We start from the raw sequence: 23,938 nt of genomic DNA on the forward strand, positions 1-23,938 counted from the left end.
TGCACTATGTGCATCCTATGTCTTTACAAAATTTTCGGGTTTTTACCCACATAAGCTGAAAAACGCTGTTTAAGACATCACCCGACGTCAAATTTTAAAATAAAGAGTAGAGTAACTAGCTATTACGGGGATTCTTTGTCTTTTTTTGCTGGTAAACTTCTTAATGTTTATAGCTAAAAGAGTCAGTAAATACTTGATTCAGAAATTCTAATAAGTTGGTGAATATAGCAAGCATGAAAAAAATTCAAATAAGTTGCCAAGAGCAATATAAAGTATTCTTGCTTGAAAACAGTAGCTGGCATAATGATAGCTCGAATCCACAAGCATTCCAGACATTTCTTGGGTTAGTTGATCCGGATGCACTATGTTCATTTCAGCAATTTCTTGGGCAAAAAAAGGTTATGGAGCTTTTGGTACAACATATGAAGGATACCAGACCTAGCTCATCAGTAGATGACAGTTGACTTATCGAAAATCAATATCTCTGCATCCAGCAAGTGATGTGAAAACTTACACAGTGGAACGCATCAGGTTAAGAAAACCAAAGCTTGATGAGAAAAAAAGAAGTAGTCTTATTAGAGAGAGTTTACAATGAAAAAATAAGCTTCTTAACTTTGGGATAAGGGGCTATTTGGATAAGTGCACTGGAACAACAATTATCAAATGCATATCTTTTAAACAGTTTATTTAACCATAGGCGTCAAGTTAAGAGAATACGCCCAATATAGCAACTATTTAAGGTTTATTTGTTATATTTATTTTTTAAGAAATCTTGATCTAAAATAAGATAATTTTTTTTAAAGAGTCTATAAATTACTAATTTTATCGTTTAATGTCTAAAATAATTTTTACCGCTTCTCTTCTTTCTTATGCCACTTTTCCTTAACTTGACGCGTATGGTTTATTATAACACTCCCGTTAAGGATAAAGCTGCTCTATTTTCCAATTGCTTTTTTCAACAAGAGTGTACCTAAATCTGATATGTCTCCTGTGTTCACCTTCTTGCCAAAATTCAATTACTTTTGGGATTACACAAAACCCCACCCAAAAGTCGGGACGAGAAATTTGTGTATTGTGAAACTCTTTCTCCTTCGAATTTATAGCTTGCTCAAAATCTTGCCAATTTTTTAGAATGCTCGATTGTTTTGAGCACCATGCGCTAATTTGACTATCGCGTGCTCGAGAAGAGAAGTATTTGTCAGTTCTTTCATCGTTTAGAAGTTTAACATCTCCTTCAATTCGCACTTGCCTAGCAAATTCTATCCAATGAAACACTAATGCAGCTTTGGGGTTCTCAGTCAATTCTTTCCCTTTTTTACTGTTTACGTTAGTGAAAAACACAAAATCTTCTTTGCTGTATTCCTTTAGTAATACTACTCTTGCAGATGGAATACAGTCTTTGCTACAAGTTGCTAGTGTCATTGCAGGTGGTTCTCTATATGACGAATTGAGTACTTCTTCATACCACTTTGAAAACAAATCAAATGGATCTTTTTCAGGTGAAAATATCATATCAAAAAATAAAATCTTAATTCTGGCATGCGTTGCAAAAATAAGTGCTACGGCCATTTTGTCGTATAAGTGTTATGATATTGTTGCAGATCTTGCAAGGTTTTTGAACTTTACCATATACGTAAAAGTTATTTTGAAAGTATCCAGCAGATCCAGATGGCTGTGCATAATCTTTCAGTGTTGAACCGCCGGCAGTAATTGCATCACTCAGAGTATTTTTTATTTCAGTAGCAAGTTTTTCGCACTCTGTATATGTCAAGTCTTGTGCTGGCCTAAGTGGTAATATGCAGGCTCTAAATAAACTTTCAGAAGCATATATATTGCCCACCCCAACTATCAATTTATTATCCATTAATGCAGATTTGATATTTACTTTTTTGTTCTTCAGCAACTCCTGCAGATAGCCTCCACTGAATTCATCTGTGAGAGGTTCTATTCCGAGGTTATTAAAAAAGTTTAGTTCTTGTTCTCTGTTTAAAACAATCACTAATCCAAACCTTCTTGGGTCATTAAAGATTATTGAAGTGTTGTCAGAAAATAAAAATACCACGTGATCGTGCTTATTTCGCACTTGATCGTGGTCAGCATATATAAGCTTTCCGCTCATGCCAAGATGTATGATTATAGCCGAATTATTATCTGCGTGCCAGATTATATATTTACCTCTACGCTTGATATCGTTTATAATTTTGCCCTTTAGCAAATCATCAATATTTTTTGTTATTGGGGTACGTAAATTCCAATTATTAACTATAACATTACTAATTTGCTTGTTTTTAATTTTATCAAGCAAGAAGTTAGAGATTACTTCCACTTCTGGGAGCTCTGGCATCTTGTCTACTCTGTTGCTGTTTTTTTCTTTTTAGAATATTTTGCTTTAAAGCTTTTGCCAATCTTTTTTTCTCTTCTTCTTTTTCCTTATTTTTTTTCATGTTATTCATTATCATAATACGTGAACTTGCCGTTGTAGCTCAGGTGGTAGAGTACGTCATTGGTAATGACGAGGTCCCAAGTTCGAGTCTTGGTAACGGCACTGTAGACCTTATAATAAAGACTGAGAAGAAAGTTACAGAGGTAAGTTGTCATGCTTTTTCCATATTTTTTCTACTTTCTTGTTTTTGAGTAGCTCTAGCGCTTTGTGAAAGTGATACCTTGTTTTACTTGGCGCTATTATATCATCAATATATCCATGCGATGCAGCAAAAAATGGGTTAGCAAATTTTTCTTTATATTCTTTAATTAGTGTTTGCTGATCTTTTTCGTGTCGAAATATAATTTCAACTGCACTTTCAGGTCCCATTACAGCTATTTCAGCGGTTGGCCAGGCGTAATTTATATCACCTTTTAGATGTTTAGAGTTCATGACAATGTATGCACCACCATACGCTTTTCTGGTGATCAAACTAATTTTCGGCACGATCGCTTCAGCGTAAGCATAAAGCAATTTTGCTCCGTGTTGTATTATATTATTGTGTTCTTGATTTGTACCTGGGAGAAACCCCGGAACATCAATAAGTGTGATGATGGGAATGTTAAATGCGTCACAAAACCTTACAAACCTTGCAGCTTTTCTTGAAGAGTCAATATCCAAACATCCCGCAAGATGCATAGGTTGATTTGCAACAATACCAACAGTGTTACCTCCAATTCTACTAAAGCCGATTATGATGTTACGAGCAAAATTGGGTTTTAGTTCAAAGAACTTCCTTTCATCACACACCTTTTCGATAAGTTCATACATATCATAAGGAGTGTTAGGATTGGTAGGAATCAGAGTATTTAAAGATTCATCAATATCATTAACTGAATCACAGGTTGATTTAGGTTTCGGTGATTCTTGATTATTTGCTGGTAAGAAAGTAAAGAATTCACGCATTTCTAGTAGCATTTCAACATCATTATTGAACACAAAATCTGCTACTCCTGTTTTGCTTGTATGAATTCTTGCTCCACCGAGATCTTCGTGGCTTACGTCCTCGTATGTAACTTTTTTTACTACATCTGGCCCGGTTATAAACATGTATGAGCTGTTTTTCACCATGAAAGTAAAGTCAGTCAGTGCTGGAGAGTAAACCGCACCTCCTGCGCATGGACCCATAATCAAGGAAATTTGCGGTATAACGCCTGATGCATTGACATTTCTTTGAAAAATTTCTCCGTAACCAGCAAGGGAATTTACTCCTTCTTGGATTCTGGCTCCACCAGAATCGTTTAGTCCGATAATTGGAACCCTGGCATTAATTGCCATATCCATAATTTTGCATATTTTTTTTGCATGTGATGCACCAAGTGATCCGCCAAATACAGTGAAATCCTGAGAGTAAACAAAAACTTTTCTGCCATAAATAGTGCCGTGGCCAGTTATAACGCCATCACCTAAAAAATTAGCATTTTGCATGCCAAAATCAGTTGCGTGATGTTTTACAAACTTATCATATTCTTGAAATGAATTTTCATCTAGCAGTATACTCAGCCTTTCTCTAGCGGTTAGCTTTCCTTTTTCATGTTGCTTGTTAACCCTATCAGGACCGCCTCCTTTTTCAGCTTCTAATGTTTTAGTTTCTAGTATTTGAAAGTCTTGCATATCAAGGGAAGTTATTTTTCAATAAGTTAAGTATACATTACTTTTTTGCAGTGTCTATTTTGACATAAACACCTTCTTAAGGTCTAACGAAATTGATGAAACTGCACGTGGTTACTGCGACTATCAGAAACAGATTTATAGTCTAGCATTTTTAACGCCAAGCAATTGTACACTGTTTAACAGTGTACATGCTTTGTCTATCAGCTTACACTGTTAGAACTTCCTTAGAATGCTGAGATAGATTAGTATCGTCTAGATTAGAAGAAGGCGCATTGCTTTTTGTTTGCACAAAGCTTTTGGCAGCTTCAATGACCTTGCTTATACGAGTCTCTTTTTCTAGCTCTGCACAATGCTTTAAGAAGACTTCACAGCTTTTATCATCCATATGTACCATTATATTGCCAAAATCCTCAGCTTTTTCAGAGAATAAAACCATTTCAATTTTTTCATCGCCTACTTCAAAGGTCATTTTTACTTTGCCTTTTACACCGTGATATTGTCCATCTCTTATTTTTATTGTATTATCTTTTCCAACTTTTAGTATTCCCTCTAAATTTTGAAATTCTGAGTTGTTCAAAAATTTTGCAGGACTTACAATGCTTTTTTCTGAGTATTTTACACAATAAAACGCATTATCTCTTTCTACTATAACTCTGTCTTTTTCACCATGATCAATACTTTCACTTGCAATTTTCTTTAGGTTTTGTAAGTATTCTTTACGTTTTTCGATTATACCTTCTGGCAATAGTTTTAACACTTTTTCACTTACATGATTACCTTTTGAAACTAGATCATACACTTCTGATAAAACAGGCTCTAGTTTGCGTTTGCCGTCCTCATTAATGTTTACGTCATTATTTTTGAGATGGTGAAGCTTCTTTATCATATAATCTAGTATTGGTCCATCTCCTCTACTTACATACACTGGCGCGCTAAACATGATCTTTTCTTGTTTCCAATGCTTTATAGATTTTTGAAACCCCTCTGCCATATTTTCTACAGCTACAGTTATAGGTTTGTCTGATGCTATGTTATATTCAAACTCTACTGTATACATATCACGCAACCCAGCAAAGATGTTGTCTGCCATCTTTTCGTCAACATGCTCATGTATTGCTGCGGTTGGTATAAACTTTTCTCCAAATCTTTGTGAATTTTTTTCTAATACATTCCCCTGTAACTTTTGTTGTTCTGATTCTAAACTTTGTACTTGCTCGAATGCTAACATAACTACCCTCCAACTTTATATAATAAACTTAAGATAAAATATCCTAATTTTAGAATAAGTATATAATCTATCAAGTCAATAGTTAAAATGAAAAATTTTGATTATAATCTACTATGTACAAAACATGCTCTTAAACTATGCTGAAAATTGCTATAATAGGCCTTCCAAATGCAGGTAAGTCAACTCTTTTTAATAGACTAATAAGAAGAAAAGCAGCGGTAGTTAGTGACATTCCAGGAGTAACGAGAGATAGACGAGAAGGAGTTGGAAGAATTAGCGATTTGGAGTTTAAAGTCATAGATACAGGAGGATGGAACGATCAAACCAGTTTTTCACTACAAGTTATTGAACAAATAGAGTTTTCTTTATTGAGCGTAGATGTAGTTTTCTTTCTTGTTGATGCAAAAGTGCAAAATGAGCAGAACAAAGAGTTTGCAAAGTGGCTGAAGAGAAAAACGAATAAACCTGTAATACTAATAGCAAACAAATGTGAAAGTCATAAATCGGAAAACGTTGATTATTTGCAGTTTTTCAATTTCATAGGTCCGGTATACATCTCAGCCGAACATAATCTTGGTATGGTTGATCTTTACGATGCATTAGCTGGTGTTATTGAAGGTTTTAGTAAAGGCACTGAGCTGCCTGAAAGTGAGTCCATTAGACTGAGGATTGCGATCATCGGTCGCCCAAACGTTGGAAAATCAACTTTTTTAAACAGTTTACTTGCAGAAAATAGACTAATAGTAAGCTCAAAACCCGGTACCACGCGTGACTCTGTGGATATCTCATACGACCATAATGGAAAACTTATCACTCTCATCGATACTGCGGGAATCCGTAGAAAGGCAAATGTTATTGACAATTTAGAATCAAGATTTGTTGAAAAAAGCATAGAGTCAATAAAGCGCTCTCATGTGGTAGTTTTAATGCTAGACTCCCTGCTTGGCGTTGAGCAGCAGGATTTATCAATTGCTGAAGCTGCAATTAAAGGGGGGAAGGGAATTATCATTGTTTTAAATAAGTGGGATTTAATAGGTAAGGATGACAGAAGTAAGCTAATAAAATTTGTCAAACAACAGGAAGTGACTCGGTTATTTTTGGAAGTACCAACTGTAACAATTTCTGCGTTGAAAGGTATGCGCTGCGGTGATGTAATAGATAAGTGTCTTGAAGTGAGTGAATCCTTGAACAAGAAGATCAGCACTGCAAAACTGAATAAGTGGCTAATAGATGCTGTGGAAAAACATTCTCACCCACTTGTAAAAGGTAGAGAGATTAAAATGAAGTATATTGCTCAAATTGGCACCAAACCTCCGGCTTTTTCTTTGATATGCAATGTCCCTGAGAGTGCTGATGAAAATTATAAACGTTATTTAACTAATGGTCTTAGAAAAAACTTCTTTGTTGAAGGCGTACCAGTCAGATTACTTTTGAAAAAGAATAAAAATCCCTATGTAAAGTAGGTAATCTTGTTTTATTAAGAATATAGCTTTTTGTCTTATTAGTATTGTTAATAAGTGAATAATATTACTTAAATAAATAGTTGATAAATTAATATTACATAGTAAAGTATTAACTTATTTAGTACTTTTGCTATGAATTATAAGGGACAAGATTTAAGGCCTGGATCTCCACATACTTTCACGGTTGATACACCTTTAGTATTTCAGTGGCTTCCAAGGCGATATGGATACCCGATTCCAGAAAAATATTTGGAGAGATTGAGCGAATGGGCAAAAAGGGAAGATACGCGTGTAGTGAAATTAGTAATAAATGGATCTGGTTTTACTCCTGAGCAACGTAAATAGTTGGAAAATAAAATATCAAACAGAGAATTTAACCCAAACAAAAACATAGAGCTTATAGACTTTAATGAGCTGGATTAAAGAGAGTATGAATTTAGCTTTCATTTACAACCGGATAAGGAAATTGAACTGTCTCAATGTTCTAAATACACTGTATCTCGATATTTTAGAGATCTATACTCTATTCCAGAAAGTAAAAGATTATCTTTTGGTGTTGAGATAGACAGCATGCGTATATTTATGTTGTTGGCACTGAAGTCTCCTATGATCTATTTCGATTTTGATATTTTACCTAAAGAAAACGAAAAACTTGGTGAGATTCAGGCTAAGCAGGGTTTTCTAGTTGCTGAAAATGACGAAACAGGTCACGATTATGACGGTATACCAAATATTGAAAATGCTATAATTGCTGTAAGTGATACTGGTAGAGTAAAGATTATGGAAGTTTATAATGAAATGAAGTATAGATTCCAAAAGCATTATCCTATGCTTCGATCATCACTACATCATATTTATACAATGATGGAAAATATGATAAGTCGTACCCCACTTGATGAAAAGCCTTCTATTTCTTTGTCTGATTGTAAAAATTATGACGAATATCGGGACAGGTTTTTCAAAGTGAAAAGATCGATTATACAAAGAGCGTTTGGGTTTAAAATCAATGGAGGGAAGGTTGATATTCAATATGATAACAGCTGGATGAAGAATAAGAATGAATTGTATACCAAGGAAGAGATTGCAAGAATAGATGGTGATGCTAGTGTTGCAACTAGTATCCAAGTCAAATCAGTATCAAGTTGTGAGCATATGTATAGAAGTTAGATAAAAAAAGTGACATGTATTGCTCTATAATCATATAGAGCAATACTAAACAAAAGTTGACTTTTTCGATTGTTGTGGTAACTCATTAACTATGTCAGATATAAATAACAGTTCTACAATTTTTCTCTTATCAAGTGCTGTTGCTTTAATTTTTGCATATGTGCTGGAGTATTTTTTCAATATGCTACCGTGCGAGTTATGTATGTACGAGCGAGTAGTTTACTATGTTACAGGATTACTTGCAGTAGTGTATATGCTAAAAGGCAACAAAATTCTAATCTATGCGATGTTTTGCAGCTATCTCATTGGTGCGATAATATCTTTTTATCATGTAGGTCTTGAGCTTCACTTATTTCATGATGTTTTAGGCTGTACAGAGCAAGCAAGTGGTAACGTTAGCATAGAAGAATTGAGAAATAATCTATTAAATCCTAATTACTCTCCATCTTGTGACAGGCCTCATTATATTTTTGGAATTTCCTTAGCAACATGGAATCTTATTTACCTTATAGTAGTCCTGTTCGTATCAGGTAAGATATATTGTAAAGAAAGAAATTTAAGGCACAATTGGTGCAAAAAATAGCAAGAGTATATGTAGCTGGAAGTTTGAAAGCAATAACAGAACATATTGACCTTACCCAGAAAAAGTAGAGAGGAAGTTAAGAAGTTTTTTCAAAGAGGTGTGATATGACAAAAAGAAGAGAACATACAGCAGAATGCAAAAATGAAGACTGGAAAAAGAAACAGGTCAATCATCAGCAAAAATAGGAAGAGATTTGGGTATTAGCGGCTAAGCAGGTGGGTAAAAACATACAATCCCAGGAAAAGGAACTTGTGACAAAGAAAAGTTTGATTTAAAGAAAGAGCTGGCAACGAGAGAAAGAGACATTTTAAAAAAAGCCCTGGGATATTTTGCAAACCAAAAAGAGTTTTTATAAAAGAACATGAAAACTGCTATAAAACACGGGAATTATGAAGGTTTTTGAACGTATCTGCTTGTATAGATGGATTACTCAGAAAAAAAACAATAAGAGAAGAGCTCATACAAAGAAAAGCATCACAATGCAGGTACGGAGCTCCTAAACTGAATTAAAGGCTTTAGGTAAAATCAAAACAATGTTATGCAGAAAAATGGCATTCAAGCTAAGCTTAGATGAAGGTTTAAAACCACAAATAACATATTGAATCAGAATTTCACCACTGATCAACCAAACAAGATATGGGTTTACGTACATAAAAACCAATGAAGGATGGTTATATTTGGCAGCAATAATTGATCTAGTTGGCTGGTCAATGAGTAGCTAAGCGATTAGTTATAGATGCTTTATTTATGACTATTGCGCAAATCTGCTTATAGCGATCAAGGATCACAATACACCTCTAAAAATTATCAATTTTTACTGAGTACAAAAAGTATTATTTCTAGACAAAGGTTGTTGTTATGATAATGCTGTTTCAGAGAGCTTTTTTAGTTCACTCATACTCATTGATACTTCACAACACCGCAATATTTGAATATATAGAAATTTTTTATAATAAACAGCGTAGACATTCTACATTGCATTCCTGAACTTTTTATTTTCATAGCAAAAACTTCTTTACTTCCTCTCTACTTTTTCTGGGTAAGGTCAGGCTTTAATCAAATTGCCTTAATTGCTGGAGCTGCTTGTGTTGGAGCTGCTATTGGAGCTGCATCTATTATGTATTGTACTAAATGTAAACAACAAGATACTCATATTGCTAACGCTCAAATAAACCAGGTAATTTCTAATAACTTAGCTTTAGTTGAGTAAAACCAAGCTAAAAAGCAATCTCATAATCATTATGCTGAGAAAAAATTCAGTGTGTAACCAGAAAAAATAGAGATAATGTTTTCTGATATGTTGTAGTGGATTAGGTTCAGGTCCCAGTAGGAGCGAGTTTAAATACTACATAGATTTGTAGCTTTTTTTGCTACCTTTACTTTCAAATAGGACTAGCATAGTTTTTTATTTTATGCTACACTAGATAATAATTTTAGTGAGGTATATAATGAAAAATATGTTTAATAAGGCCAATGCGCCTTATCTTGTTAGTAGTACTTTAGCTATAGCAACTTTGTTAGCATCAGGAGTGTTTGCTGCAGCTCCTTATGTCAGTTTCTTAGCTCCAGTTGCAGCATTAAGTGTTGGCCTTCCATTTATTATTGGTGGTGCTGTATTTTCTGCTCTAGTTTTTGCGCTTTCAGCTACAGTGATTAGTAAAAATAAAACCATTTCTGAGAAGGATGCTCAATTAGTTCAGCAAGCAGAAGAGATAGAAGGCAAAGATAGAGCTATCTCCGAGAAAGATACTCAATTAGTTCAGCAAGCAGAAGAGATAGAAGGCAAAGATAGAGCTATCTCCGAGAAAGATACTCAATTGGCTAATCAAGCAAAAGAGATAAAAGGTAAAAATAGAGATATTTTTGAAAAGAGCAAAGAGCTAAAAGTTACTTCTTCTTATTTAGATGCTCAAAGTGTCGAAGAAAAAGCTAAAATGCAAAAACAACTCGATAAAAAGGTAGAATACATTATTAACTCCGATGAAGATGCTGAGAGAGTGCATAAAGAGCGTAAAAAAAGAAATCGAGAAGAAGTTTTAGATTCTAAAGCTCTTAGCAATTTATTTAGAGAAGAAGGTAATCAACCAAAATTGAATGTAGTAGCAAAAGAAGTTGAAGACAAAGCAACTCAAGATGCAAAGCAGTTTAGAGATAAAGTGATATACACATCAACTATAGCATTAACTCTAGCACCAGTTATAGCATCGGCATTTATAGCTCCCGTAAGTATGTCAGTTCCTACTGTTGGTTTGTCTGATCAGCAAACACCTCTTAGCCAAGCTAATGGTAATTCTACTGTAAATTTATCATCCGCTCACTATGTACCTATACCACAGGTTGTGTTGGGAAATAAAGCTAATGAATACGAACAAACATTAAATAATGCTTTGAAGAGTGCTGAAAATAATTTTGGTATATCTCAAAATTCTTCTGAACCTCAATGGGTTAAGAATTTGAATAAATCAGAAACTTCAGAAGAAATTATAGATGGTGGTACTCTTCCTAACCTATTCTATGAGGACAGTAATAATGATTATCAATTTGCTAAACCAAGCATAACTCACGCTGAGAGTAGTAAAACTGTTGGATCAAACCAGACAGCTATTGCAAAATACAGCGATGCTAATACGGGTTTTGCTAATTATTTTATGGGTACATATGGCAGGTTTTTAAAGAATTTAAATCCTTTTGGTTCTCGTGAACATCCTGTTAGTATGTTACAAGACCAAGTTGAGAGTGAAAAAACGGCTGAGTCAAATAAAAAGATTAATGTACCATCTTTTGTAAAAATAGATAATGGTATAGACACATCAAAACGCCAAGGCACTTTTTTTAATTCTGTTGAATTAAGTAAATTAACTGCAGAACGACCAATTCAGCCTGGTTTATGAATGGTTTACTAAGGGTTCTTTAAATATTCACCCTCAAAAAAATTGGCGTAGGTTTAGGTAATGTAACACCTAAGCTTACGCATGCGTTGCACAAAGATTTCAAATCGCGTTGTTCTTTTGGGATCTGTAATTGGCCAAGTATCATTTCTGCTGACTTTGGAACAATTGGCTGCAATAAAGTGCCAATTATTCTGATGTATTCGAGTAATTTGTAGATTACTAAATTCATGCGCTCTCTATCGGTTTTACTTAACGTCCAAGGTGCACTTTTGTCTATGTAAGCATTGGCCTTGGAAGAAATATTAATAATCAGAAGTATAATCTGGTTAAATTCATACTTTGATAGATGATCCATTACTTGATCAAGTATGGCTTTGCAATTTGGTAAACTCTCATCATCTTTAAGCAAATTTCGATCAATTGTTGGTACAACTCCAGAGCATTGTTTGTGCAGAAATGAAATTGTTCTTTGCACTAAATTGCCTATATTATTTGCCAATTCTGAATTTATTCGGCTGATCATGTTCTTCTTACTGAAATTACCATCTTGACCGAAACTTGCTTCCCGAAGGAGAAAATAGCGTAGTTGATCAACACCAAACTCTTCTGCCAGACCAATTGGATCTATAACGTTACCAAGGGATTTGGATATTTTTTCCCCCTCGTTTAGCCACCAACCATGAACTGCAATTTGCTTTGGCAGTGATAAATCTGCTGCAAGAAGGATCGCTGGCCAGTATACAGCGTGAAAACGCAATATGTCTTTACCGATTACATGAACATTGAAAGAGTTTGCCCAAAACTTCTTATATTCCTCATCTTCTATATTAGGAAAGCCTATTGACGTGAGATAGTTAGTGAGTGCATCTATCCAAACATAAATTACGTGCTTGTCATTTCTTGGTACTTTTATTCCCCAATTAAAGCTAGTACGAGAAATCGAAAGGTCAGTCAGTCCTGACTTTACAAATGATACCACTTCGTTTTTTCTGCTCTCAGGAAAGATGAAATTCAGCTGATTTTCATATAACTCTAGCAGTTTGTTCTGCCAATTTGACAAGCGAAAAAAATAGCTCTCTTCTTTTATCCACTGAACTTCAGCGCCTGTTGGTGCTCTGCCATCTATCAACTCTGACTCCTGATAAAAAGCTTCGTCACGAACTGAATACCAACCTGAGTAAGAATCTAGATATATTTGTCCTCTCTCTTCAAGCCTATTCCATAGAACTATAACTGCTTGTTCATGACGTTCTTCTGTGGTGCGAATAAAATCATCACAATCAAAGTTCATTAGCTCAGCTAATTTTTTGAACGTAACACTTATTTCATCTGTAAATTCTTTTGGCTCTATTCCCTTTGCTTTAGCTGCTTTTTCAATTTTTTGTCCATGTTCATCTGTACCAGTAGTAAATTTGATGTTCTTTCCAGCTAGTTTTATAAATCTAGCTGCAACATCACAGATAAGGGAAGTATATGCGTGGCCGATGTGTGGCTTGTCGTTTACGTAATATATTGGCGTAGTGATATAAAAGCTCTCAAATTGCTTCATTTCATAGTGCTTAAAACTTAATCATATCTGCACTAGTAATAAAAATCAATATAACACAAACGATCTGAAAATCCATTATACCGCTGCGCGTTGCAGCGGTATTCTCGATTAGTAACTTATGCTTTAGCAGCACAACCTCCAAACTGTTGTGTCGCATTAGGATCACCAAATGCATACCCAGGTGTGCCATCATAAGAAGGAGCACTTGGAGAGTAAGCAGGTGGTGGTTCACGATACGAAGGATCTCTATGATAATTATCTACCGCTTCTTTAGCTCTCTCAATATTTTCTGACTCTTTCTCATGCTTCATATGAAAAGCCAAACCACCAGCAAAACATACAAGAGAATTAATACCAAGAATGACTAAACCCCAAACTGGTAAGACTGGGTTAATAGCGCAACCTACCAAAGCTGCTAAAGAAATTGCACCAACTGCAAATTCTATATTTCTGAACATTTTAAGTTTATTATCCAGGTAATCTACCTTTTCTGACTTTCTAGCCGTTTTTTCGCTGCTGTTGTACCAAACACACATTAAAGCATGGAAAGCAACACACGCAACTACAGCTACTATCCCTAAAGCTAATAATTTCCTGTTGTCTTCTGCGTCTTTTTTCTTATCTTCTCTGCTTAGCTGGTTACTACTACCAGAACCAAGGTTATTTATAATTGTAGTATGACCAGTATTACCACTAAATAGGCTACGCAGTAGAAAATAATCCCAAAAATCTAAACCTCTATTATTGTGTACATGTACGTGTGTAACCTGAGGTCCCGTAGGTTGTTGCCTACTACTTCCATTATCACGTTCTGTACTGTGCCTACGAGTTGGAATGCTATGTGTAAACTCTCCATACATTCTGTCGAACTCTTGCTCATTCCAAGTCGAATTCAGTGTATGCTGTAAAAACTCTTTAACATTATCGTTACTGTCAGATTTTTTTATATAGGCAAGAGCATACCTTTCTAAAGCACTATCACGCATAGATATTTTCCTCAAATTAAGATTAAATTAATAAATACTTATTATAACAAAGTAAAGTTTACTTGTCAATTCAACCATAACCTAATACCCAGTTAATATCCTTCCCACCAGTTCTTTTACTGTCGGTACGTAGCCATTCTCATAAAATGGGTCTTGCTTAAATCTGTACACATTGTGTCCAGAAAACATGAGTTCATTTTCAACATTGCCGTCATGTACAATGTTTTGCAGTGTCTTTTGTATACAGAAACTCCTTGGATCTGGTTTTTGTCCTGTTGAATGGTCACCGTGATCTTTCCAATTGCTAAACAAACAATGGCTCAAACATCCCATGCAATTGATTTGATCTTGTCTTATCTCTGAAAATTTGCTTGGTGTCACAAAAATAACAGTTGTATCTGGAGTTTTCATTGCCTCTGTATAACCTGCTTTAGTCCATGTATTTGCTAGTTCTTTGCCTTTTGCAGTAAGGTAAATCTTTCTACCTCTGCTACCCATTGCAAATTCATTATTAAACTCTTCGCTTGCACTTTCCGAAAATTTTATTTGACGTGAATTTCGTTCCTGTAGCTCATGTATGAAGTTATTTCTTACTGCAGATGAGTAGAACCCTGTTGGACTAAATTTATTTAAAAATACATCACCTTCTTCTAAAGTAAGTAGCTTCTTTTTCCACTCTGTAGAAATCGGACTTTCTTTTGTTAAAAGTGGACGAGTGCCAAATTGAAAAGCTATTGGTCCGATTTGTAAATTGTCAAACCAATGTTCCCAATCTTTCAAATGCCACACTCCCCCCGCCATAACAATTGGCGTTTCAGAAAGACCAACCTCATTCATGAAAGATCTAAGCTCTGCAACTCTTTCAAATGGAGCCTGCGGTAATTCTGGATCTTCACTATTACTGAGTCCATTGTGACCACCAGCAAGCCATGGATCCTCATATACTACTCCACCAAGTAAAAAAGAAGATATTTTTCGGTAAGCACGCTTCCATAATGCTTTAAAAGCGCGTGCCGATGAGATAATAGGGTAATAATAAACTTGATATTTAGCTGCAATTTCTCCGAGTCTGTAAGGCATACCAGCACCGCAAGTGATGCCATGAACTAAGCCTTTTGCTTTTTCTAATATGCCATGAAGCACTTGTTCTGCTGCCCCCATTTCCCAAAGCACATTCATATGTACTCTCCCACGGCCTTTTGATATTTCATTCGCTATTTTTGCTTGACTAACTCCAGCCTCGATACTATACTCAATTAATTCCTTATGTTTTTCATTTCTTGTTTTACCTTTATAAACCAGTGGTACTAACTCGCCGTTGTCATCGATAAGTTTAGCATTTGCACCAGAAAACGTACCGACAGCACCTGCTGCAGCAAATGCCCCACCTGATCTTCCATCACTGATTGCAATGCCTTTGCCGCCCTCGACGATTGGCCACACTTCTTTCCCTGAAATCACTATCTTTTTTATCTTATTTTTCAAAATTTCCTCTTAATCTTTTACTCTATTTTACTTGATTACTAAAAAAATAATAGCTTTTCTTTTTATACACATACATTCAGTTTTAAGTAGACATAACAGCTACGGCACATATTCTCTTTAAGAAGTCTTTTGCTATATGATAATAGGTCTAACAGGTGGAATTGCAGTTGGAAAGAGCTTTGTAGCCAATTGCTTTAAAGAATTTGATGCCATTGTGTTTGATGCCGACTCTGTCGTGCACCAGCTTTATAAAGTGGACGAAAACATAATAAGTTATGCAGAAGAAAAATTTCCTGGGGTAGTAGTAAATGGAAAAATTGATAAAACAGTATTGTTTGAATATTTTTTAGCCTATGATGAAAATTGGAAGCAATTCCAGTCTTTAGTGCATTCTGCTGTGCGAAATGAATTAGAAATTTTTATTGCTCAGGAAAAAAAGACCGATAGGAAGCTCTTAGTCTTGGACATTCCACTCCTGCTGGAAACTAGATTCCGTTTATATTGCGACTTTATTGTTTTCATCCATGCAGATAGCATTGTGCAAGCTAAAAGGCTCAGTGAGCGTAATATGGATAAAGAAAAGCTGGATTTAATGTCCAGTATTCAGCTACCTATTGAAGAAAAAAGGCAAATGAGTGACTTCATTATCGATACCAGCGCAAATGTTTTTTCTCAAGTGAAAGATATAATAAACTCGTTAGACTTCAGCATGTGATACGGTTATTTTCCACCAGATTACTCCGAATTTTAGCTGTACTATCCGCAGGTTTTACCATGAAAATTTCAAACCTTGAGCCTGCGTTCAAAAACAATTCTACTGATCTGCCGAAAAAATCATATCTCCATCCCTTGAATAATTTATCTATCTTCCCAGATATTGATCCAGCTAACTCATCTTTTGATGAAACTAACTTTCTTGATATGTTATTTTCCTTACATTTGCTCTCTAAAATAATCGAGAGTATATCAAATACAGATTTATCATAATTATCTGACAGAGTATAATTTTGCTGCACAAATTCCTTTTCATTCTCATTGAAAATATCTATAAATTCTAATAAATCTTCCTCTTTTATATTTTTTGTGTTCCTCTTAAGGTCATCTAAAACCTCGTCAATACGCTCCACATTTTTTTCAATAAGACCAATTATTACAGCATTATTAATTACTTTATTACGATTGATATTATAGCGTTGTGCTAAAGTCTCTTGCCACTCACTTACTGCTTTAACAACTAACATTAGCCTCGGATTTGCTTCATAGTTAAATTTAATCCTCCTCCATGCATCTTTTGGACTATGCAAATACCTATTTATATTAACCAATAATTCCATCTCTTCTTGAAACCAACTCATCCTATTACTTTCTTCAAGTTTACTGCACAATATTTGGTGTAGGTCATATAAGTGTACCACATCGCTTATTGCATAGTCTAATTGGTCCTCAGACAGTGGACGACCTAACCAGTCTGAATTTTTAGCTTTAATCTTATCTAGCACTATCCCTTGATATTGTTCTACTACTTTTGAGTAACCAATAAAGTCATGATAATAATGACAAAACATAGCAGCAACTTGAGTATCAAAAATGGGAGTGGGAACACACTTAAACACAGTTAATAGGGACTCTATGTCTTGCCGACAACTATGAAAAACTTTGGTTATGTCTCGATTCAGCATTATCTTCTTAATGAGCGACAAGTCAATCTCTGGTACTAGTATATCTACAATAAAACTCTTATCTCCGTAAGAAATTTGAATTAGCGACAATCTTGGGTAGTAGATTAAATTGTTTCTAATGAACTCCGTGTCAACTGCTATAAATTTTGGCTCTTTTGCTATCAACTCTTCACATGCATTCTCCAGTTCCGATGTCGTACTAATTAGCATATATTTTTTATTCAGTGGCTATATTTTACCACTTATATTAAATCTTTACAATTGGTTGAAATTCAAAGCACAACTATATGATAACTAACTCTTCTGTAAATATACAGTTTTGCCAGACACAACAGTACGTATTACGCACCCTTTTACCTTACGTCCATCGAAAGGAGAATTCTTTGACTTACTAGCAAAGGTGTCAACTTTAATTTCCCATTCATGATTCAAATCAACTAAAATTAAGTCCGCTGCAAGGTTTTTTTGTATACGACCACGTGGCACATGTATTATATCTGCAGGCTTATATGTCAATTTTGCAAGCACATCAAGTAGACCCATTTGTCCACTGTGATATAGTTCAAGTGAAAGGGGCAGAATTGTTTCAAGGCCAACAATACCAAATGCAGCATTTTCAAGTGGTAGATCTTTAGAACTACGATCATGGGGTGCATGATCAGTTGCAATGCAATCAATCACACCTGTTTTTAAACCTTCAATCACAGCTAAACGATCTTCTTCAGTGCGAAGCGGCGGATTCATTTTTGCGATTGCTCCATGTTGCTTTACTATATCTTCGGTTAAAGTAAAGTGATGAGGAGTTACTTCACATGTAACATTTAATCCCAAATCTTTTGCACGTTTAATAGCATCAAGTGAATCTTTTGAAGATACATGTAAAATATGGTAGTGTACATTTTCTATGTCCTTCATTAGCAGTATATCACGAGTTACCATAACCGATTCCGATGCACTCAAGATTCCCTTCACTCCCAATTCTTCAGAAATCTTACCCTCATTAATTGCACCACCAGCAGATAAATTTAAATCTTCTGCATGTTGAGCAATAGGAACATCAAGCATACTTGAATAAAGCAGCGCCTGTCTCATAATCATTGGGTTCATAACTGGCATACCATCATCGGTGAACCCAACCGCACCTGCTTCCTTTAAAAGTGCCATTTTAGTTAATTTTTCTTCCGAAGTGGTGATTTTAGCGTAAAATTCAACATTCACATGTGAAGTTTCAAGTGCTCTATATTTCAAATATTTAGCCAAGACAACACTATCAATTGCTGGAACAGTGTTTGGCTGACAAACTACAGTTGTAACGCCTCCTGCAGCTGCAGATTTGCTACCCGTATGTATAGTTTCTTTATGCTCTTGACCTGGTTCACGAAAATGCACGTGAATGTCAATAAGGCCTGGCATTAGAACAAGCCCTTTACAGTCTATTGTTTCATCAACTCCACTTGTTGAAAGTAATGATTCGCTAAAATCAACAATTTTATCCCCTTCAGTTAACAATGAACCTTTTATATCAAGTTTAGTTCCTGGGTCGATAATACGAGCATTTATATACGCAATTTTATAGCCTTCCTTTTGCCCTGTCTGCAATAAATTCCAAGATTGTGTCATTATATTTAAGTATCGATTACAAAATAAATCTAAAGTTTTTTTAGTAAAATACAACCAAATTAAAGTGATGGTATAATAACTAGCAATAAAGAATATTTAAATTACTAACTTAATATCTAAGCAGCTATTCTATAACTATTATTTTCGATCTCGACATTATTAAGTGCTGTGTTTGCCTTATACGCACAGTAACACCCTACTGCAAGAAAAGTTAATGCAGCTACAGCAAGCGAAATACATATTGCTAAATGAATCATTGTTAGACTTGCCCCAACAGCAAATGTCCCAAATAACACAAGGGAAGTAGAGGCATAATTACCTTGCCTTTTACTGTAAGTTCTTGCTTTTAAGAATTTTTCATTTTTATTATTTAGTTTATCAGCAACCTCTTTGAGTTGATTATTTTGCGCAATCAGTTGAGTTACTTGATCATTCAGTTCTCCAATTGCTTTCTTTTCCTCTTCAAGCTGAGCTTTTGTTTTATCAGATTCCTTGCTAAGTTGCGTTACTTTACTAGTTTCTTCAGCTAGTTTTTGCTTTGACTTTGCAAATTGAGCTTCTGCTTGTTGGAATTTCTTTTCAACTTCTTTTACTTGATTAGCTAAATGACAATTTTCTTGTTCAAATTGAGCTTTTACCTCCTCCAGCATCTTCTTTTCTTCTGTGAGCTGATTGTTCAGATTACCAGCATTCTTTTCTAGCTTAGCGTTTGTTGACTTAAGTTCCTTTATAGTACTATTAAGCTTGGTTACTTTTTTAGTTTGTTCATCCAGCTCTGCTTTCTTTTCTGCAAGCTGATCTTTTGTCCCTTTAAATTCTGCAGTAAGTTTATCTACTTGATCATTGAGTTGATTAGTCTTCTGTTGTTCTTGTGTTAATTTTTCTTTTTCATCATCTAGCTCTTTAGTTTTTCCAACCAAACTTTGTTGTATATTCTTTAACCTTCCCTCTAATTGAGTTTTTTCATTAGTAAGCTTAGCTACTTCTTCTTCTCCTTTTTTAAGTTTTTCTTCTACGTTTGGAGCATATTCAATGGGTATTTCAGAAAGCTTAATCTCTTTATTTTCTTCCTCAACTTTTTTAAAGAACTCCTTATCATTCACATCGACATATGACAAAACTGCATGGTAAAATAGGCCACAAATATAAGCAATATGACGATACTTAGATGGATTGTTGTCTGATTTAAAATTCTCCTGCTGCACTTCCTGGATAAGGTTATAATAGGTATCAACTTTATGATAGTGTGGCTCCAAATACTCTAAAGCTTTACCCGTTTCCAGTTTTAATGGTTTACCTACATGCTTATAATGCATACCAGCATTACCGTATGGCAAACATGGTACTGGATCTGATTGACAAGCTACTCTAATAGTCTTATTTCCAAGACAATCATTGTAAACTTTAGCAGCACCATTATAGAAAACTCTTGGAGAGCCAAAAGTTGCAACATGAACATCTTCGGCATTTTCTGTTTTATTAAGGCATAAAGCAGCTATACTAGCAAGAGCACCTCCCATGCTATGACCTGTAACATTGATTTTTAAATCTTTGATTGCTAACCCTTGATCATTAGCATAACCTTGTAATACTTTATGTATGCTAGGCCAAGAGCGTTTGAATAAGAAGTAGAAACCAGAGTGGACATAATGATCTTCAGGTAAAAATGATAATTTAGCTAAAGAAGCACGAAGATCTTCCTTCACATCATTCAAATCACGAGTCCCATGGTAAGCTATAGTTACTTCCTCGTCTTTGATAAAAACATAACCAGCATCTCGGTTGTATGAATTTTTGCCCGTTAAAGCATAACCAACATCGTGTTGCTCCAATTTATAATCAGTATCCAAGCAATACTTATCTTCAATGAGTTCATTGTCGTAAAATTTTATAATTTGATAACCTTCTTCTTCAAATTTCCTTTTAGTTTTATATTTATCTTTCTCTAATTTTTTGTCCATATTACCGTAGGAAATCTTGCTAAAAGTGCACATTTCTAGTAATTTTTGTTCACTAAATCCTGCAACTTGTCCTGTTATCAGATCAGCAAGATCAGAAGCATTATTTAACTCAGCATCTTTAAAATGCTCTATATTCTCCTGTATTTTAATCAAGTGAGAAGCTTCCTGATTTAAAAGTGTGTTTAAATCAACTCCATTAGCTTCTAACTCACTCTTACGTGGTTCTAAATCTTTGGCTATATTTTCTTTTATTACCTCTATTACCTCTTCAAAATGTACAAAACTACCAAGAGAATCCATAGAACTTTCAGCGACAGTCGATCCATTGAAAGAAGTATGAAGTCCATTTTCTAGATTAGGGGGAGCCATACTTTTTACCTACTACAAACTTAATTAACTTAAGTATACCATTGAGGTAAGTATTTAGCAAGTATCACGCTTAATTTATTTAGTAAAATTACTAAAATCTTTTGAATTATTTACTTTTTCCAAAAACATAAAAATAATATGTAAGACTTAATTCACCCTACTAAGCTTAAGGCTATTATTTGTGACAACTACTGTGTCTGCGATCTTATCGTGCCAAGTTTGGCAGCGTTTGTCGAAACTTGACCATATGAAACCCAGGAATAATGGTGCCGTTGACAATATAAAAGAAAAAAATCTTTTGGTTGCTTGTTTTAGAGTTAGTTTCTCAAAAGTTTTTGCATTCACAACTCTAAGCCCAAGTAAGAATTTTCCAGGTGTAGCACCAAACCTTATCCACATATATACCACATAGCTAAAAAGCATAATGAACTGGATTATTTGATTTAGAATTAGTAGCTTAGTGAGTTTACTCTGCATTGCTGTTTCCTCTGCAGATAATGGCACTTGCGTTTGATATTTTGCGGCAATTTGGCCTAATATTTTACTGCTCTCTGAGCTCATGAAGAGTTGGCTTAAGGCTTGGCCGCAAAGCTGCAAGAACAAAACGATGATAATTAAATCAAGCAGCACTGACAAATAGCGCCTAAGTCCCGTTACGTAGCATATTCCATTTTCATCTTTCTTTATCTTTTGAATAGCATTTATAGAAGAAAAAATAGAAAACAAGCGATCAAAAAACTTGTGTAACATAAAGCACTTTCCAATGTTTGAGTGCCCCTGGCCGGACTTGAACCAGCATACTTTTGCAAGCAACAGATTTTGAGTCTGCCGTGTCTACCATTCCACCACAGGGGCCTACTTTAATGCTATAAGCAACACAGGATTAGTCAAATTTTTTCTCTTTCAAGTAAGGACTGAATATTCTACAATAATCAATCATTACTCTAAAAACTTAAAATGAATGAATTAGCTAATCTTATTGATTCAAGAGAAGAAATATGCAAATTGCCACATAATTTAGAAGCAGAGCAAATGCTCATTGGTGCAATGGTTCGTGATAATAGAATTTGTGATGCAGTCGAAGATATAATTGCAGCAGATAATTTCTATGATCCGCTACATCAAAGCATTTTTACCCAAATATCTAAAACCAGAAAACACGGTATAGTTGCTAATGAACTGAGCCTCAAGATGTTTTTCGAGAATGATAAAGCATTTGCCGAATGTGGTGGAGTTGAGTACTTAGCAAAGCTTGCTGCAAAGGCAAGTATTGCACTTGATATCTATAGCTTGACCAGAATAATCCGTGATACTTATTTAAGAAGATGCTTAATCAAGCTTGGACAGGAGATAGTTGACGATAGTTATAACTACAACATTGAAAATCCTGCACAGGTACAAATTGAGCAAGCAATGACAAAATTGTTCAACTTAGCAGTAAAAAAGCAAGGCGAGAAGACATACATAAAGCTTGCAAGTTCAATTAAAGATGTGGTTGAGAAGATTAGCAAGCTGAAGAATAATCCAGAAGCGCTAGGTATTACAACCGGGCTTCAAGATCTAAATCAGCTTCTTGGTGGTTTGCAGAAATCTGATCTGTTAATTATAGCTGCAAGGCCCTCAATGGGGAAGACAGCATTGGCGCTGAACATCGCACTTAACGCTTGTAAGATTTTGCAAAAAAGAACAGATAAACAACACTACGTAGCGTTTTTCTCACTTGAAATGTCAGCAGAGCAATTGACCGCAAGATTGATTACTATAGATTCAGGCATTGGTTATTATAAGGCACTGACTGGGAGAATTAGTGATTTTGAATTACACGAGTTCATTAATGCTAGTACGGATCTATCCGAATTACCTTTCATCATAGATGACACTCCTGCACTATCAATTAGTGCCCTTCGTACCAGAATACGTCTGCTATATCAACTATACAATGTAGAAGTGGTATTTATCGATTATCTACAGTTAATTCGAGGAACAACAAAGAGAAGCAATGAAAATAGAGTGCAAGAAATCTCAGAAGTGACACAAGGTTTGAAAGCAATTGCAAAGGAACTAAATATTCCCATTGTCGCACTATCGCAGCTCTCTCGTTCTGTTGAGCAGAGGGATGATAAGAAACCACAACTTTCCGATTTACGTGATTCAGGAAGCATAGAGCAGGATGCAGATATAGTAATGTTCCTCTATAGAGAAGAATATTATGAATTAAGAAAACAGCCAAATGAAGGGAGTAATAAACATCGAGAGTGGCAAGAGAAAATGGAGAAAATTAGAAATATTGCAGAACTGATTATTGCAAAACAAAGAAACGGACCAATTGGTAGTGTGAAGCTACATTTTGACTCTAACAGAGGTGCGTTTAAAGATTATACAGAAAGATATAGTCTCTAGTGGTCTTTAGGAAATGCTGGAAGTATTCAACAAATCATACGAGTCAAGTTAAGGAAAAATAAGAATGAAGAGGATAGAATAATAAGGTATAAGTTCTGCAAGATACATTTTTAATGAGAGAAGCAACAATGAATAAAATAACTCGCTTATCAAAGAACCTCAATGAATTTTTAATGAAAAAGCAATCGATTAAGACAGAAAAGAAAGAGGTAATTTCACTAGGCTCTGTGAACAAAATGTTAGCAGGTCAAATTAATTGAGGGCAGGAAGTATAAAAAAGCGGTAATTTAACCTAATGATCATAAATATAGAGAAGTTACCGTATGAAATATCACATAAAAAAGGAAATTTGGAAGCAAATTTTTGCATTTTTAAAGAGCACAAAAGGAATACACAGTAAAAATGAGGAGAAGTTAAGAATATTTATGGAAGCAGTGTGGCAAAGTGGCCGCCAATGACCA

The 23,938-nt window shown here is 34.9% G+C and carries 19 protein-coding genes, 2 tRNA genes and 1 pseudogene; 10 read left to right on the forward strand and 12 right to left on the reverse strand.

Annotated features, from left to right (window positions below; genetic code table 11):
* The first annotated feature begins 233 nt into the window (after positions 1-233).
* A complete protein-coding gene (locus wVul_RS05695) occupies positions 234-464 on the forward strand; it encodes a hypothetical protein (protein WP_047759525.1) in 231 nt (76 codons plus the stop codon).
* A 454-nt stretch (positions 465-918) separates the two neighbouring features.
* Here the strand turns inward: wVul_RS05695 and pdxH are convergent, their stop codons facing one another.
* Together pdxH and mutM are read right to left on the reverse strand one after the other, a co-directional pair.
* Positions 919-1,512: a pyridoxamine 5'-phosphate oxidase gene (gene pdxH / locus wVul_RS05700; RefSeq protein WP_047759526.1), complete on the reverse strand. Its 594-nt coding sequence runs from the start codon at positions 1,510-1,512 to the stop codon at positions 919-921.
* A 16-nt stretch (positions 1,513-1,528) separates the two neighbouring features.
* Entirely contained in the window at positions 1,529-2,344 is an 816-nt protein-coding gene (gene mutM, locus wVul_RS05705) for a bifunctional DNA-formamidopyrimidine glycosylase/DNA-(apurinic or apyrimidinic site) lyase (protein ID WP_047759527.1), read from the reverse strand.
* A gap of 128 nt (positions 2,345-2,472) precedes the next feature.
* Here mutM and wVul_RS05710 point away from each other — a divergent pair.
* Positions 2,473-2,545, forward strand: a tRNA-Thr gene (locus wVul_RS05710).
* 33 nt (positions 2,546-2,578) lie between these two features.
* Here wVul_RS05710 and wVul_RS05715 read toward each other — a convergent pair.
* Entirely contained in the window at positions 2,579-4,096 is a 1,518-nt protein-coding gene (locus tag wVul_RS05715; protein WP_047759528.1) for an acyl-CoA carboxylase subunit beta, read from the reverse strand.
* A 205-nt stretch (positions 4,097-4,301) separates the two neighbouring features.
* Positions 4,302-5,324, reverse strand: a complete 1,023-nt coding sequence (locus tag wVul_RS05720; protein ID WP_238580424.1) for a hypothetical protein — start codon at positions 5,322-5,324, stop codon at positions 4,302-4,304.
* A gap of 137 nt (positions 5,325-5,461) precedes the next feature.
* Here wVul_RS05720 and der point away from each other — a divergent pair, with 137 nt between their 5' ends.
* The 6 genes and pseudogenes from der (at position 5,462) to wVul_RS08945 (ending at position 11,428) form a co-directional block, all read left to right on the forward strand.
* Positions 5,462-6,787: a ribosome biogenesis GTPase Der gene (der, locus tag wVul_RS05725; RefSeq protein WP_047759529.1), complete on the forward strand. Its 1,326-nt coding sequence runs from the start codon at positions 5,462-5,464 to the stop codon at positions 6,785-6,787.
* Between the two features lie 132 nt (positions 6,788-6,919).
* Positions 6,920-7,132, forward strand: coding sequence for a hypothetical protein (locus tag wVul_RS09920; RefSeq protein WP_238580425.1), 213 nt, complete (start codon positions 6,920-6,922; stop codon positions 7,130-7,132).
* Positions 7,133-7,357: 225 nt separating this feature from the next.
* Complete coding sequence (locus tag wVul_RS05735) at positions 7,358-7,954, forward strand: hypothetical protein (protein WP_047759821.1); 597 nt, start codon at positions 7,358-7,360, stop codon at positions 7,952-7,954.
* A 91-nt stretch (positions 7,955-8,045) separates the two neighbouring features.
* The gene (locus wVul_RS05740; protein WP_047759530.1) at positions 8,046-8,537 is read left to right on the forward strand and encodes a disulfide bond formation protein B; all 492 of its coding nucleotides are present in this window, start codon (positions 8,046-8,048) and stop codon (positions 8,535-8,537) included.
* Between the two features lie 104 nt (positions 8,538-8,641).
* A pseudogene (locus tag wVul_RS10555) lies at positions 8,642-9,524 on the forward strand (transposase family protein).
* A 662-nt stretch (positions 9,525-10,186) separates the two neighbouring features.
* Complete coding sequence (locus wVul_RS08945) at positions 10,187-11,428, forward strand: hypothetical protein (RefSeq protein ID WP_153295621.1); 1,242 nt, start codon at positions 10,187-10,189, stop codon at positions 11,426-11,428.
* A 19-nt stretch (positions 11,429-11,447) separates the two neighbouring features.
* On the opposite strand, the gene metG is transcribed toward wVul_RS08945, so the two are convergent.
* From metG to wVul_RS05760, 3 genes are all read right to left on the reverse strand, one after another.
* Positions 11,448-12,977: a methionine--tRNA ligase gene (gene metG, locus wVul_RS05750; protein ID WP_047759531.1), complete on the reverse strand. Its 1,530-nt coding sequence runs from the start codon at positions 12,975-12,977 to the stop codon at positions 11,448-11,450.
* A 116-nt stretch (positions 12,978-13,093) separates the two neighbouring features.
* Positions 13,094-13,963, reverse strand: a complete 870-nt coding sequence (locus wVul_RS05755) for a hypothetical protein (RefSeq protein ID WP_047759532.1) — start codon at positions 13,961-13,963, stop codon at positions 13,094-13,096.
* 81 nt (positions 13,964-14,044) lie between these two features.
* Entirely contained in the window at positions 14,045-15,448 is a 1,404-nt protein-coding gene (locus tag wVul_RS05760) for an NAD(P)H-dependent flavin oxidoreductase (RefSeq protein ID WP_047759533.1), read from the reverse strand.
* A gap of 136 nt (positions 15,449-15,584) precedes the next feature.
* Here wVul_RS05760 and coaE point away from each other — a divergent pair, with 136 nt between their 5' ends.
* Positions 15,585-16,163, forward strand: a complete 579-nt coding sequence (gene coaE, locus wVul_RS05765) for a dephospho-CoA kinase (RefSeq protein ID WP_047759534.1) — start codon at positions 15,585-15,587, stop codon at positions 16,161-16,163.
* On the opposite strand, the gene wVul_RS05770 is transcribed toward coaE, so the two are convergent.
* The 5 genes from wVul_RS05770 to wVul_RS05790 form a co-directional block, all read right to left on the reverse strand.
* Positions 16,153-17,337, reverse strand: a complete 1,185-nt coding sequence (locus tag wVul_RS05770; RefSeq protein ID WP_047759535.1) for a ribonuclease D — start codon at positions 17,335-17,337, stop codon at positions 16,153-16,155. The two genes, coaE and wVul_RS05770, sit on opposite strands and share 11 nt — an antisense overlap.
* Positions 17,338-17,421: 84 nt before the next feature.
* Positions 17,422-18,747, reverse strand: coding sequence for a dihydroorotase (locus wVul_RS05775; protein WP_047759536.1), 1,326 nt, complete (start codon positions 18,745-18,747; stop codon positions 17,422-17,424).
* 116 nt (positions 18,748-18,863) lie between these two features.
* Positions 18,864-21,077 (reverse strand): lipase family protein, encoded by a 2,214-nt coding sequence (locus wVul_RS05780; protein WP_153295623.1) that lies wholly within the window; start codon positions 21,075-21,077, stop codon positions 18,864-18,866.
* Positions 21,078-21,224: 147 nt separating this feature from the next.
* On the reverse strand, positions 21,225-21,827 hold the full coding sequence (locus wVul_RS05785; protein WP_047759537.1) for an RDD family protein: 603 nt from the start codon (positions 21,825-21,827) through the stop codon (positions 21,225-21,227).
* A gap of 22 nt (positions 21,828-21,849) precedes the next feature.
* A tRNA-Leu gene (locus wVul_RS05790) sits at positions 21,850-21,932 on the reverse strand.
* 102 nt (positions 21,933-22,034) lie between these two features.
* On the opposite strand from wVul_RS05790, the gene wVul_RS05795 reads away from it, so the two are divergent.
* Positions 22,035-23,477, forward strand: a complete 1,443-nt coding sequence (locus tag wVul_RS05795) for a replicative DNA helicase (RefSeq protein WP_047759538.1) — start codon at positions 22,035-22,037, stop codon at positions 23,475-23,477.
* Positions 23,478-23,938 lie beyond the last annotated feature (461 nt).

Source organism: Wolbachia endosymbiont of Armadillidium vulgare str. wVulC, from assembly GCF_001027565.1.
Lineage (GTDB): Bacteria > Pseudomonadota > Alphaproteobacteria > Rickettsiales > Anaplasmataceae > Wolbachia.

Bases quoted from the DNA above. Each gene is read 5' to 3' on its own strand.
- wVul_RS05695 (WP_047759525.1), top strand. From the start codon at position 234: ATGAAAAAAATTCAAATAAGTTGCCAAGAGCAATATAAAGTATTCTTG.
- pdxH (WP_047759526.1), bottom strand. From the start codon at position 1,512: ATGATATTTTCACCTGAAAAAGATCCATTTGATTTGTTTTCAAAGTGG.
- mutM (WP_047759527.1), bottom strand. From the start codon at position 2,344: ATGCCAGAGCTCCCAGAAGTGGAAGTAATCTCTAACTTCTTGCTTGAT.
- wVul_RS05715 (WP_047759528.1), bottom strand. From the start codon at position 4,096: ATGCAAGACTTTCAAATACTAGAAACTAAAACATTAGAAGCTGAAAAA.
- wVul_RS05720 (WP_238580424.1), bottom strand. From the start codon at position 5,324: ATGTTAGCATTCGAGCAAGTACAAAGTTTAGAATCAGAACAACAAAAG.
- der (WP_047759529.1), top strand. From the start codon at position 5,462: ATGCTGAAAATTGCTATAATAGGCCTTCCAAATGCAGGTAAGTCAACT.
- wVul_RS09920 (WP_238580425.1), top strand. From the start codon at position 6,920: ATGAATTATAAGGGACAAGATTTAAGGCCTGGATCTCCACATACTTTC.
- wVul_RS05735 (WP_047759821.1), top strand. From the start codon at position 7,358: ATGCGTATATTTATGTTGTTGGCACTGAAGTCTCCTATGATCTATTTC.
- wVul_RS05740 (WP_047759530.1), top strand. From the start codon at position 8,046: ATGTCAGATATAAATAACAGTTCTACAATTTTTCTCTTATCAAGTGCT.
- metG (WP_047759531.1), bottom strand. From the start codon at position 12,977: ATGAAGCAATTTGAGAGCTTTTATATCACTACGCCAATATATTACGTA.
- wVul_RS05755 (WP_047759532.1), bottom strand. From the start codon at position 13,963: ATGCGTGATAGTGCTTTAGAAAGGTATGCTCTTGCCTATATAAAAAAA.
- coaE (WP_047759534.1), top strand. From the start codon at position 15,585: ATGATAATAGGTCTAACAGGTGGAATTGCAGTTGGAAAGAGCTTTGTA.
- wVul_RS05770 (WP_047759535.1), bottom strand. From the start codon at position 17,337: ATGCTAATTAGTACGACATCGGAACTGGAGAATGCATGTGAAGAGTTG.
- wVul_RS05775 (WP_047759536.1), bottom strand. From the start codon at position 18,747: ATGACACAATCTTGGAATTTATTGCAGACAGGGCAAAAGGAAGGCTAT.
- wVul_RS05780 (WP_153295623.1), bottom strand. From the start codon at position 21,077: ATGGCTCCCCCTAATCTAGAAAATGGACTTCATACTTCTTTCAATGGA.
- wVul_RS05785 (WP_047759537.1), bottom strand. From the start codon at position 21,827: ATGTTACACAAGTTTTTTGATCGCTTGTTTTCTATTTTTTCTTCTATA.
- wVul_RS05795 (WP_047759538.1), top strand. From the start codon at position 22,035: ATGAATGAATTAGCTAATCTTATTGATTCAAGAGAAGAAATATGCAAA.